Annotated in this window: 10 protein-coding genes; 4 read left to right on the forward strand and 6 right to left on the reverse strand. The window is 44.5% G+C overall.

The annotated features are described in order from the left end of the window. Positions 1 to 136 precede the first annotated feature (136 nt). Positions 137 to 385, forward strand: a complete 249-nt coding sequence (locus DFP81_RS18630; RefSeq protein WP_181903117.1) for a response regulator — start codon at positions 137 to 139, stop codon at positions 383 to 385. Here DFP81_RS18630 and DFP81_RS15380 read toward each other — a convergent pair. Continuing rightward, entirely contained in the window at positions 382 to 3,465 is a 3,084-nt protein-coding gene (locus DFP81_RS15380; protein WP_115898792.1) for a response regulator, read from the reverse strand. The two genes, DFP81_RS18630 and DFP81_RS15380, sit on opposite strands and share 4 nt — an antisense overlap. A 196-nt stretch (positions 3,466 to 3,661) precedes the next feature. Next, the gene (locus DFP81_RS15385) at positions 3,662 to 5,017 is read right to left on the reverse strand and encodes a GGDEF domain-containing protein (protein WP_115898793.1); all 1,356 of its coding nucleotides are present in this window, start codon (positions 5,015 to 5,017) and stop codon (positions 3,662 to 3,664) included. Between the two features lie 184 nt (positions 5,018 to 5,201). Here DFP81_RS15385 and DFP81_RS15390 point away from each other — a divergent pair, with 184 nt between their 5' ends. The 3 genes from DFP81_RS15390 (at position 5,202) to ppnN (ending at position 8,672) form a co-directional block, all read left to right on the forward strand. Then, positions 5,202 to 5,867 (forward strand): glutathione S-transferase, encoded by a 666-nt coding sequence (locus DFP81_RS15390; RefSeq protein WP_115898794.1) that lies wholly within the window; start codon positions 5,202 to 5,204, stop codon positions 5,865 to 5,867. Between the two features lie 180 nt (positions 5,868 to 6,047). Beyond that, on the forward strand, positions 6,048 to 7,196 hold the full coding sequence (gene zapE, locus DFP81_RS15395; RefSeq protein ID WP_115898795.1) for a cell division protein ZapE: 1,149 nt from the start codon (positions 6,048 to 6,050) through the stop codon (positions 7,194 to 7,196). 102 nt (positions 7,197 to 7,298) lie between these two features. Next, positions 7,299 to 8,672 carry a nucleotide 5'-monophosphate nucleosidase PpnN gene (ppnN, locus tag DFP81_RS15400; RefSeq protein WP_181903118.1) on the forward strand — a complete coding sequence of 458 codons (1,374 nt, stop codon included), beginning with the start codon at positions 7,299 to 7,301 and terminating at the stop codon, positions 8,670 to 8,672. A 69-nt stretch (positions 8,673 to 8,741) separates the two neighbouring features. On the opposite strand, the gene glsB is transcribed toward ppnN, so the two are convergent. The 4 genes from glsB to DFP81_RS15420 all read right to left on the reverse strand — a co-directional run bounded on the left by glsB (position 8,742) and on the right by DFP81_RS15420 (position 12,932). Beyond that, on the reverse strand, positions 8,742 to 9,653 hold the full coding sequence (gene glsB, locus DFP81_RS15405) for a glutaminase B (protein WP_115898796.1): 912 nt from the start codon (positions 9,651 to 9,653) through the stop codon (positions 8,742 to 8,744). A 144-nt stretch (positions 9,654 to 9,797) separates the two neighbouring features. After that, complete coding sequence (nudC, locus tag DFP81_RS15410) at positions 9,798 to 10,625, reverse strand: NAD(+) diphosphatase (protein WP_115898797.1); 828 nt, start codon at positions 10,623 to 10,625, stop codon at positions 9,798 to 9,800. 73 nt (positions 10,626 to 10,698) lie between these two features. Beyond that, a complete protein-coding gene (tdh, locus tag DFP81_RS15415; RefSeq protein WP_115898798.1) occupies positions 10,699 to 11,724 on the reverse strand; it encodes an L-threonine 3-dehydrogenase in 1,026 nt (341 codons plus the stop codon). 11 nt (positions 11,725 to 11,735) lie between these two features. Next, a complete protein-coding gene (locus DFP81_RS15420) occupies positions 11,736 to 12,932 on the reverse strand; it encodes a glycine C-acetyltransferase (RefSeq protein WP_115898799.1) in 1,197 nt (398 codons plus the stop codon). Positions 12,933 to 13,010 lie beyond the last annotated feature (78 nt).

Here is a 13,010-nt window from a genome sequence, read left to right on the forward strand (position 1 = left end):
TACAAATAGGCTTGAATCTGGTATCGTTGTCCTTCGATCAACTGCTTATAGCTCATGGTAATACTCTAATTGTTTGGCGACGTTAGAATACCACCCATGGGCAGTTGATCTCTCGCCACCTACTCAACCATGAGTGGTGCACTTATTATCTGAATTTGCGCCTGATATCTCAGGCTTTGATATTTGCAAACGGATAAAAAATAACGGAAATACAAAAGATATCCCAATTATTTTTATTTCGGGTTATAAAGATTTAATATTTGAAATGCAAGCATATGAAGCAGGAGGCGTTGATTATATTAATAAACCTATTAGTGTCATTCGTCTGTTAATGAGAATAAATGTGAATCTTAATATCAAGCTGCCCATCCCGAAAATCGGCTAAGGCTCATGTTTAATGCGCTTTAAGGTGCTGATGTCTTGAGAGAGCTCCGCTAATAAAGGTTCGATTGAGACATCTTTTTCTCTAAGCTGACTTTCTACTTTTTCACAGCTTGCGAATAAGTGCATTGCGCCAAGATTACCACTGACGCCTTTTAGTTTGTGCACATAGGCTTCTTTCTTTTTTTGGCTAAGCTCATCGCTGTTAATTGTTATCTCTTCGTACTCAGATAAGAAAGAAAGCAGCACCCTATGATAAGCCTCACTGCCTAACCACTTATACACAGTATTGGCTAGATCAAAGCGCTCTAGTGAATGCAGCTCTTCTAATGTTATTGCGTCTTCAACAGGCGTTGAAGGGGCATTAAGAGGCTTGGTTTGGGACGCTGCTAGTTCTGCTCGAGGCGTGACCTGCTTGGTTTCTGTTGGCCAGAACTCCATGACCACTTTCATCAACTTATGCATGTCAATTGGCTTAGGAACGTGTGTATTCATTCCTACTTTACTGGATTTATAAAACTCTTGTTCTGTTACTCCAGCGGATAAGGCAATGATAGGAAGTTGCTCTGGGGAGAAGCTTTCTCTGATAATCTTGGTGGCTTCCAATCCATCCATGATGGGCATTTGTACGTCCATAAAGATCATGTCGAATGCTTGTTGGTGAACCGCCGCCACGGCTTCTTGACCATTGCTGGCTAACACAAGGTGGATGTTAATGCTTTTGAATATTTCGGAGATAACACTCTGATTGGTCAAGTTATCTTCCACCAGCAGTATGCTTGGCGCGCCATCTTGCTCTACTCGAGCAATGATCTCGGCTTCCAAGGACTTAACCAAATTGCTGTCATCGCTTTCGATAAATTGAATGTTTGGAACCAATTTCAAGTTTTGTAGCAGTTCTAAAAAGCTCGAAATGGTAACGGGTTTTTTGATGAAATAGGCGTCTATATTAGCTTCTTTGTACCTTGTTGAGTGCGCTTCGTTAGAAGACATTAAGACTAGTTTTGTGTTGGCAAGCTGCTCCTTGGAAAAGTGCTGAATAACGCTTTGTACATCATCTCGACTGACCGGATTTTCGAGGTCGAATATAATGAAATCCAGTTCGGCAGGTAGCGTCTCTATTAGCTTATTTAGTTCGGCTTGGCTGGATATGGCTGTGGCATTACAACCCCAATGTTGGAACAGCTTGTTAATAAAGTCGGAGCTGTGGTTCATTTTATTGATGATCCATACATTTAACGCTTGGATATCGATTTGTTCATTGTTGAAAACACTGCTTTTATTGACAATATCCAAGGTCAAGGAGAAACGGAATTCAGAGCCTTTGCCAAGCTGGCTCGAAATTTCTAGCTCAGATCCCATGGACCTTAGTAGCTCTTTGGAAATGGACAGCCCGAGCCCTGTGCCGCCATTTTCTTTTGATACCGTGTTATCCGCTTGGGTAAACTTTTCTCCTAGCGTAGCAACCAGAGCATCCGACATGCCGACGCCTTTATCAATGACGGCGCAGCTTAAGGTTAAGGTGTTGTTCGTATTTAGCTTTGACTTTACGATCAAGGATATGGGTTTGTTATTGCTAAACTTAATCGCATTGCTGAGTAGGTTGTTGATCACTTGCTCGATTCGATACTCATCGCCAGTGCAATAGTAAAAGAACAGGCTAGGTTCCATATCAAGTAATAGTGATGTGCCTTGTAAGTTGGCAGAACCATTAAAAGTAGCAATACTGCGCTCTATGGTAATGGCTGGTCTAAATTCCGTTTCAGCAAGTACCGATTTGCCACTTTCAATTTTACTCAGATCCAATATGTCATTAATGATTCTTCGTAATCCATCGGAAGAGTCTTTAATGATGTTAAGGCGTTTGACTACTTTTTCATCAAGGTCTTCTTTTAGAAGCAGTTCTAGCAAGCCTGATATGGCGGTCATTGGAGTTCTGATCTCATGGCTCATATTGGCTAAAAATTGAGATTTAAATTCTCTAGACTGTTCTGATATTTTAAGCTGTTTGCTGAGCTCATTATTTAATCGGATTACTTTTTTATTCGCGATATGGATGATTAACAGCAGTAACATGCCTGATATTAATGCGATGAGGCCGATCAGAAAGGAATCTAAGAGGTTGCTTTTAAATAACTGTTCCAAATGGCTTTTTTGCACCGCAACAAGTAACTCAAGTTGTTCTCCTGATCTGACTTGCGGCGCATAATCAATGGAGCCAATTTCATGATAGGGAAACTCAGCAGGGGTCGATTTTAGCTTTTGAAAGCCTTCTCTTTTTTGATAAAAACCGTCCACGACTGTGCGCTTTTGGTCCAAGGCTTGATCACCTAGGATATCGAGAAAAGTTGAGTGAGGCTGGGTGTTGGAGTAGCGTAAATTACCCTGTGCAGTAAACAAATCCACGCTAAGGCCGGGCAAATTTAAACTGCCTAAAGTATTAAATACCGTCGACAAATTAAAGTTGATAACAATAATGCCGCGAAATTGATTGTTTTCATCTTTTATCGGCGTGGCTAATCTAATGGTGGGTTGGTAGGGGGTTACAATCCGGCCGTTCTCTATATTTAGGTCTAGCTTAGATAAATAAATGTACCCACTTTCTAGTTTCTTAGCTTCGGTGAAATAGTAACGTGCTGATTTATCTTGTAATTTATTTTCCTCGACAACAACTATTTTATCTGGGGCATTGCTGTTCTGTATCCGATTCATTCGGTACCTTTCGAAACCGTGGCGATCAATCCAGCGGACTTGGGTCACGGATTGGTTCATCGCAAATGAATTTCTGAAAATGCTGTCTAGGTCGCTATAGTCTTTTTGGTTTGTGCTTTTTGCTTTGAAGATATTTTGTTGCACGCCTTGAAAAGTGACGTGTATCGTCGTGTCGACACTGTCCCAATAAAATTTGTTTAGAATGCTGTCAGCACGGCTATAAACCCGATTCACTTCTGAAGCCAGATTAGAATTTGAAAAACTCTGTCTACGCTCAAAGTCCAAATACATGAGCCCAGCAGAGACGGCCAGCACGAAGGGCAGAATCAGTATGGCGATAAATTTTGGCTTGAGGTTCTTTTGAGTTTTCATAAACGGGTAGCTAGCCTAATGTTTGAGTCGCATTTGATATTGATAAAAGGCACATAAAGTAGATGTGCCTTAATGGAAGGGTTATGTCGTGTGCTAATTGTCTTAGGCGTTAGCCTTTGTAATATAGTGTAATGAATTGTACAGCAAAAACAAAACAGAGCATAAAACGTGAGCAGTTATTGGTACCTTCCTTAGACTAATTCGCCACGGTTAAACGATTGCGCCCATTTTCCTTAGATTGATAGAGAGCGTCATCGGTACGTGACATAAGCTGATCCTCGGTCTCTCCAAGGCGATATTCTGCCACTCCCATACTCACCGTGAAAGCAGGCAGTTCTGGTTGGCGAAACTGCGCTATTGTCGCCCTGAGTTGTTCGGCCGCTTGAGTGGCTTCTGCTAGGGTTTTATTCGGCAGTAGTAGGGTGAACTCTTCCCCGCCCATACGAAACAACATTTCAGATTTCTGTAAGTTTGCTTGCAGCAGTTGTGATAGGGCGATTAAAACCTGGTCACCGGTTTGATGGCCATAGGTGTCGTTGACCTGTTTAAAGTGATCGACATCCAAAGAAATAAGACTAAATACCTTGTCATTCGATGAGAGGGTCATCAATAAATGTATTTGTTCTGACCACTTATGGCGATTAAAGGCATTGGTCAACTTGTCTTTGGTTGCCAGTTCTAATAGCTGTTGTTCTACCTCTTTACGAGTCGACATTTCATCGGATAAGCGCACGATCATTTTTTTTAAGTCGAGTTCCAGTTCTCCTAATTCATCTTGTGGTGCTTGATTGTGGTCTGAAGGCCTGACAATCGGGGAGCCTTGTTCGAGCGAGGTGTGTAGCTCTTCCACCTGTTGGTGAATGCTGTGGATGCGTTGACGGATGACTTGAATGACATAGAAAGCCAGTAGGGTACTGAGAATAAAAGCACAGACACCGAGTGCGGTTTCAATCATCATAAAGCTTTCTTGGTGTTGCTCAGTGTAACGTGTGGCCGCCGCCATTAATTGATTAATACGGTTCAGAATAGAGATCACATTAGCGTCTAAATTTTCTGCCAATAGCTCTAACTCTTGCCATTCGGCTTGAGGAGGATTATCTGCAACTAATATCTTGTCGAGGCGCTGCTTAAATTGATTGTTAATGTCATCAAAGTGATAAATTTCATCCAAAATGAGTTGGTATTCTTCTGGCTGAAACTTGATTAAATGATTATTTAGATTGGCTTTTATCAGCTGTGAGGCACGCCTTACAAGGTGTGTAAGCTGCTGGTGACGATCAGTGAAATTGTCAATTGAGTCTGCTTCTTGATCTTCTAATTGTAGAGAAATACGGAAGCGTTCAATGGATAGATGTTGTTTAAGTTGCAACATCTCCACTTGTGTCATTATGTCGCTCAAAGGAACATCGACTTGGGACACTTCCCTTAGTTCACCATTAATTACTCGTAATTGGTATATAGAATAACTAATTACTATGAGTAAAAAGCCTAACGAGACAGCTAACACGCTGCCAATTTTTCGGTTTAATGAGGCATTAATCCATGCAAACATACACTCTATCCATAAGGTTGATTTGATCCTTGCCCTACTTTCATGAAGGAAGGCAGGTAATGCAAGAAATGAAATGATGGATTTTTGTAACTCATCCAAAATACGATTACGAACGTACTTCTCCTAACGTTCCCTATTGCTACTTTATGCATAAGGGTTAATAGGCTGCCATTAAGGAGAAGGTATGATTACGCTGCATCATTTGGAAAAATCCCGTTCACAACGTATTTTGTGGCTGCTAGAGGAGTTAGGGCTAGAGTACCGAGTGATCTTATACGAGAGAGACCCAAAGACCATGGCGGCGCCAGAATCGTTAGCGGATCAACACCCTTTGGCTAAGGCGCCTATTTTGACCGATGGGACATTAACCGTGGCGGAGTCCGGAGCGATTATTGAATACTTGATCGACCAATATGATAGTGAGGCACGTTTGCGGCCGACACAGGGACAAGCGCTATTAGATTATCGCTACTGGCTGCATTTTGCTGAGGGTTCTTTGATGCCTTTGTTGGTGATGAAGTTGGTTTTGACAAAAATGGCCAACAGCCCAATGCCTTTTTTTATCAAGCCAGTGGCTAAGTCAATTAGTGCAAAGCTGCAATCTGCTTTTGTTCTGCCAAGACTCCTACCTCAGTTGGCGTTTATTGAGCAAACGCTTGCTCATCAAGTTTGGTTTACAGGGGCATCATTAAGCGGTGCTGATATACAAATGAGCTTTCCATTGATGGCCGCCAGTGCGCGTCTAGATTTATCTCAGTATCCTAATATTGCCCGCTTTATTGAACAGGTAGAGGCGTCCCCCAGTTTTCAGCAAGCGGCAGATAAGGTGGGTGGCTTTGCAACACTGTAGCCCGATAAAATCGAATAAGTAGGTTTCTTTTACAGTGGCACAAAAAACACCTCTGTTGTTGGCAAAGCAAAAAACCAATGAGTTATTAAACAAATGTTTGATAACTGACAAAGAAAGCAGCTTGAGAAAGCTTGGGTCAACAGCGACAATAGCCATTCATTAACCAGTGTCTATGTGTTTATGGCTTCACCGAGTTTGATTTATAAGCAAAAGCTTCAGCAGCAAGAGGTGTGTTTCGATGCTCATCAGCAAGCGGCATTAAGCGCGTTAGAGCGCGTTTATATTGAGCTGATGACGCCGAATGAGGCACCTGAAAAGCTGGATCGCGAACCGCCGATCCAAGGTGTTTATCTATGGGGGGATGTGGGCCGAGGTAAAACATTTTTAATGGATTTGTTTTACGCTTGTTTGCCAGAGGGGGTCGGGTTAAGGCTCCATTTTCATCACTTTATGGCGCGTTTGCATCGTGAACTAAACTTGGCATTTGGTCAAAAGAACCCACTGCAGGGGATAGCCAAACGCCTAGCGTCTGAATGTAAGGTGTTGTGTTTTGATGAGTTCTTTGTGTCCGACATTGGCGATGCCATGTTGCTTGGTGGGCTAGTAGAAGCTTTGTTTGCTGAAGGGGTGTTGCTGGTCGCAACGTCTAATATTCCGATAGATGGATTGTTTCAAAGCCAGCTCCAGAAGCAGAGATTTGAGCCATCTATTGCTTTATTACAACGGCATTTAGAAAGCATTAACTTACAGGGAGAAGAAGATCACAGGTTGCGCCATAAAGGAACAGACCCTGTTTATTTTGTGCGGGACGAAAATGCCCTTGAATTGGCCTTTTTGACCCTGACCCATGGCTCTGCTTCTTACCTTCCTATTAGTGTCTGTCGCCGCCCAATCAAAGTAAGAAAAGTCTCTCAAAACATTGCTTGGTTTGATTTTTTTGATTTGTGTGATGGCCCGAGATCTTCGCTAGATTACATCGAGTTGGCAGAACGTTTTCCTTATCTTTTTATCTCTGGAATTCCGTTATTAAGCAGTGAGCCTTATGAGCATATCAAAGCGCGAGGGACTGAAGATGGCGCGGTTGGTTCAGGAACAACCGGAGAGCGGCAGGTTTCGTTAGGCATTAATGATGATGCGGTTAGGCGCTTTATTAGCCTGGTTGATGAGTGTTATGACCATCAAGTTGTGCTGTATTTAAGCGCCGAGGTGCCTTTGGCAGCACTTTATCAAAATGGGGCGTTATTGTTCGAATTTCGGCGAACCTACAGCCGATTAACAGAAATGCAGTCACTTCATTATCAATCTCTTCGTGGCTATTTGGCGAAATGATCAAACTGGGTCGCTTTTCTTTATTTTTTATGGCTTGATAAATAGGCTATCCGTAACCAGTATAGCTATTAAGACAATAACATATTGAAAAGGAGAGCGGTCATGTTGTACGAAGATCGCGTTGATGCGCTAGTCGCACCGAAAGGGGCATTGGAGATGTTGTCGCAAGATGAAATATCTCGCATGTCTGATGATTCTGGTTCACTTCATTCTTTATTTCGTAGCTGTGCGCTGGCCATTTTGAACTGTGGCAGCGATTCCGATGATGCGAATGCTGTCATGGAAGAGTTTAAAGACTTTGATATCCGCATCGTTCAACAAGAGCGAGGCGTTAAACTGCAACTGAAAAATGCCCCAGCAAGCGCATTTGTTGATGGCAAAATGATTACCAGTGTCCGTGAAATGCTGTTTAGCGTATTGCGCGACATTATTTTTACCTACCATGAATACAATCTCGAACGCGGCTTAGACAGCGCAAGCTCAGACAAAATTACCAATGTGGTGTTTGAATTGCTGCGTAATGCGAACGTGTTTCGCCGTATTCAAAGCCCAGATATGGTGGTTTGTTGGGGTGGTCACTCGATCGCTCGCAATGAGTACGATTATACCAAGCGAGTAGGTCATCAGCTTGGACTGCGAGACCTCAATATTTGTACCGGCTGTGGACCTGGTGCCATGAAAGGCCCGATGAAAGGGGCTGCCATTGCACATGCTAAGCAACGAGTTCATACCGGAGTCTATTTAGGGCTCACCGAGCCTGGCATTATTGCCGCAGAATCTCCTAATCCGATAGTCAATAAACTGGTGATCATGCCAGATATAGAGAAGCGCTTAGAAGCCTTTGTGCGCACCGGCCACGGTATTATTGTCTTTCCTGGTGGTGCGGGAACGGCGGAAGAGATTCTGTACATTTTAGGCATACTGTTACACCCTAAAAATGCCAATGTGCCTTTCCCATTGATTTTTACCGGGCCAAAAGAAAGTGCCGATTATTTTGAGCAAATTCACGCTTTTATTGGCGATGTATTAGGGGCCGAAGCACAAGCAAAATATCAGATTATTATTGATGATGAGGTGGCGGTCGCGCGCGCGATGAAGCAGGGCTTAGAAGAAGTTCGCCATTATCGAAAAGCCCACCAAGACGCTTTTTATTACAATTGGAAACTGTACATTCCAGAGGAGTTTCAGCATCCCTTTGAGCCTACCCATGAAAATGTGCGTGGCTTGAATCTGAACTTTGATCAAGACACCCATTTGCTGGCCGCTGATCTGCGACGGGCGTTCTCGTCTATTGTCGCTGGAAATGTTAAGGCACAAGGCGTGGCTTATATTAAAGAGTATGGCGTGTTTGAAATTCACGGTGACCGATCTCTGTTAGCCAAATTGGACGCTTTGTTACAGGCTTTTGTTCGTCAGCAGCGCATGAAATTGCCTGGTAGTGAGTATATTCCTTGCTATAAAGTCGTGACAGATTAAACGCACGACGACATAGCATGAAGGGCCAAACGGCCCTTTTTTTATGCTCAGTTATAACGGCCTGATATTTTAGCCGAAGACAGACCATCCTATGCTGTCTGAGAGAGCTTCTAATGCTGCAATGCCTGCTAAAGAGTTGCCTGAGGTATTAAGCTCAGGAGACCAAACGCACACCGAGAAGCGATTAGGAACGATGGCAACAATGCCTCCACCAACACCACTTTTTCCTGGTAAACCAACACGATAGGCAAAGTTCCCAGCTTCGTCATAGAGTCCGCTAGTGGCCAGTAAACCATTCACTTGTTTGGCTTCGCGAGCGCTAATGATTTGCTCACCACTGTGCTGGCAATAGCCTTTGTTTGCCAAAAAGCTAAACGCTTTGGCAAGGTCGATACAGTTCATACGCATGGCGCAGTTGTCAAAATAGTTATGCAGTACTTCTTCCACGTCGTTATGAAAGTTGCCAAAGGCTTTCATTAAATAGGCCATGGACGCATTGCGTGCACGAAACTCGTATTCGGAGTTTGCAACGACTTTATCTGACGTTAAGTTCTCATTTCCCGATAAACGGCGAAGGTATTCGCGCATGGCATAGTGGGGCGTAGCAAAACGAGACTGATTCATATCGCTGACGACGAGAGCACCAGCATTAATAAAGGGGTTACGTGGAATGCCTGCTTCATATTCGAGTTGTACTAGTGAGTTAAAAGGGTTGCCAGAAGGCTCACGTCCAACTCGTTGCCACATGTCTTCGCCATAATGTTTCATAGCGAGGGTTAAGCTAAAGACCTTGGAAATACTTTGAATAGAAAATTCGACGTCTGCTTGCCCTGTATGATAAAGCTCCCCGTTATTGCTGTAGATGGCAATACCGAATTGATTGGGGTTTACCTTGGCGAGGGCGGGAATATAGTCGGCTACTTTTCCTGAACCAATTAATGGGCGAACTTTTTGTTCGATGCTTTGTAGCAATTCATCCACAGGCGATTACCTATTTGATACTTATCGAGGGGCGGGTTTATAAAACAAAATGGGGCCGCACGCTAGCTTTGCTTATCTTAAAAGAGAAAATAAGCGCGCTAGGGAAATAGAAGAGTTTCCCTTTCTATTCCCCTAGCATGCGTTTTATTTGTTCGACTCTTGTGTTCTTATCCATTCAGCATGCTGGGTAATGATTTGCCCAGAGATGGTCGCTTTATTGGGAATATTGGGTAGATTGTCGATATCCCACCAGGCGGCTTCTTCTATTTCGCCGGGAGCTGGGGTGAGCTCGCCACTCTCGTAGTCGGCAAAAAAGCCCACCATTAATTGATGTGGGAAAGACCAAGGTTGGCTGCCCGCGTAACGAATGTTTGTGACCTCAATACCGACTTCTTCTCTCACTTCACGTGCTACCGCTTGTTCAAGGGTTTCACCGGCTTCAACAAAGCCTGCAATGTTACTTTGCATATCGGCTGCCATTTGAGGTCCGCGAGCAAGTAGCAGTTGCTTGCCTTTTCTGACCGACACTATGATGCACGGCGAAATACGTGGGTAATGTCGCAAATTACACTTAGGGCAGATTTTGGTGTGTTCAGTGGTGTGCTTACTGAGCATTTCGGATCCACAGCGGCCGCAGAATTTATGGTCGGCGTCCCAAGTAGCGAGCTGATGAGCACGGCTTAGCAGAAGAAAGCTGGCTTCGTCATGAAGGAATAAAAGCTCACGTAGGCTGATTTCGCGAAACCCACGCGGCATAGTGTCAAAGCGGCATACGAAGACGTCTTGAGCAGAGTCCTCTGTGACGCGCCACTGGCCGCAATAAACAGCGCGCATGTTGGCGTCAGGCTGAAATTCGGAGAGTGGAATCAGGAAGCGTTCTTCAGATTCGATTAAAACTTGATTTTTATACAATAAAATATAAAGCGCATCCTGATGAGGAGAAGGGTGCGCATGAGTACCAATTTCTAACATAAGATGACTCTGTTGTGTGCCAAAAAGATTACGCTAACGCGAAGCTCTGTTGGACGCAACAAAGTCACTTGGATTAATCCCAATTAAGGATGACTTTCCCTGATTGGCCTGAAGCCATGGCATCAAACCCTGCTTGAAACTGCGAAATAGGGAAATGATGAGTAATAATTGGACTAATGTCTAGGCCGGATTGCAACATGGCAACCATCTTGTACCAGGTCTCATACATTTCACGGCCATAAATGCCCTTGATGATAAGGCCCTTGAAGATGACTTGGTTCCAGTCCACCTTGGTGTCTTTGCTAGGAATGCCAAGCATGGCGATTTTGCCCCCATGATTCATGCATTCCAGCATGGAAGAAAAAGCCATGCCGTTGCCTGACATCTCTAGACCCACATCAAAGCCTTCTGTCATTCCGAGCTCGCTCATCACCTCTGTTAGTGACTCATTAGAGACGTTTACCGCGCGAGTTGCCCCCATCTTTTTCGCCAAACTCAGGCGGAAGTCATTAACATCGGTAATGACGACGTTTCTTGCCCCCACATGTTTGGCGATTGCAGCGGCCATTGCGCCAATGGGGCCAGCGCCCGTGATCAATACATCCTCGCCGGTGAGGTCGAAAGACAGGGCAGTGTGGGTGGCGTTACCAAAAGGATCAAAGATAGCGGCCATGTCATCACTGATGTCGTCCGGTATCTTAAATGCGTTGCTCGCGGGAATGACTAGGTACTCGCCAAAAGCGCCGGTGCGATTAACACCAACCCCCAATGTTTCGCGACATAAATGGCGTCTCCCCGCACGGCAGTTACGACAATGTCCGCAGGTAATGTGCCCTTCACCGGAAACGCGGTCGCCAATGGTGAAACCATTTACTTCTGCGCCTATTTCAGCAATCTCGCCAACAAATTCATGGCCGACTGTCATCGGAACTGGAATGGTGTTCTGTGCCCATTCATCCCAATGATAGATGTGCATGTCGGTGCCGCAAATAGCGGTTTTGTGAATTTTAACAACCACATCATTATGGCCGCATTTAGGGTAGGGAGCGTCGTTCATCCAAATACCCTTTTTAGGGTGCAGTTTAGCCAGGGTTTTCATTGTCTAACTCCTTAAATAATATTGAGCGAGCGACCGATTTTGGCAAACGCATTAATCGCATAGTCAAGCTGTGCTGTGGTTAATGACGCGGACATTTGAGTGCGGATTCTCGCTTTGCCCATGGGCACCACAGGATAAGAGAAACCAGTGACATAGATGCCTTCTTTATAGAGGGCGCTGGCCATTTCTTTGGCAAGGGTGGCATCGCCGAGCATGACAGGAATAATTGGGTGATCACCAGGCACTAGGTTAAAGCCTAATTGGCTCATCTTTTCTCTAAAATAGGCGCTATTTGCCTTTAGCTGCTCGCGTTCTGCTTTGCCGTTTTTGATCAGCTCTAGAATTTCTAAGGTCGTCGCGGTGATAACGGGGGCTAGTGCGTTAGAAAACAAATAAGGTCGTGAACGCTGACGTAGCCATTCTACAATCGGTTTTGAGGCGCTGGTGTAACCACCAGAGGCGCCGCCCAAGGCTTTCCCTAGGGTGCCGGTAATAATATCGACCCGGCCCATTACATCACAGTATTCGTGACTGCCTCGACCGTTCTCACCAAGGAAACCAACGGCATGGGAATCATCAACCATGACTAGAGCGTCGTATTGATCGGCTAAATCACAAATCGATTTAAGATCGGCGATGATGCCGTCCATAGAAAATACGCCATCAGTGACGATCAGTTTTGTTTTCGCGCCATCTAGCTCAGCTTGCTTGAGCTGTTCTTCTAGCGCTTGCATGTCGTTGTTGGCATAGCGGTAGCGTTTGGCTTTGCAGAGGCGAATGCCGTCAATAATACTGGCGTGATTGAGCGCATCACTGATGATGGCGTCATCACTATTAAGTAGGGTTTCAAACAAACCACCATTAGCGTCAAAGCAGGACGAGTAGAGGATGGTGTCTTCCATTTTTAGAAACTGACTGATCTGTTGCTCTAATGTGGTGTGAATATTTTGAGTACCACAAATAAAGCGCACAGAGGCCATGCCGTAGCCGAAAGTGTCCAATGCTTCGTGGGCGGCTTGGGTGACGACTTTATGATTAGCAAGGCCAAGGTAGTTGTTGGCGCACAGGTTGATTAATGCCTCGTTGTCGCCTGTTGAAACTTGGCTGGACTGTGGAGATACAAGTGCTCGTTCTTCTTTATAAAGGCCTTGCTCTTTTAGTTCTTGTAGCTGGCGTTCTAGGTTCTGAAAAAAGTTGGATCGGTTCATAACGGCTCTCTCTGTATTCTGCGATGCTTATTTAATAAGTGTAGAAGGCTTGGTTGCTCCCGTGTAGATGCAGTGAAG

The organism is Marinomonas pollencensis (genome assembly GCF_003387375.1).
Taxonomy (GTDB): domain Bacteria; phylum Pseudomonadota; class Gammaproteobacteria; order Pseudomonadales; family Marinomonadaceae; genus Marinomonas; species Marinomonas pollencensis.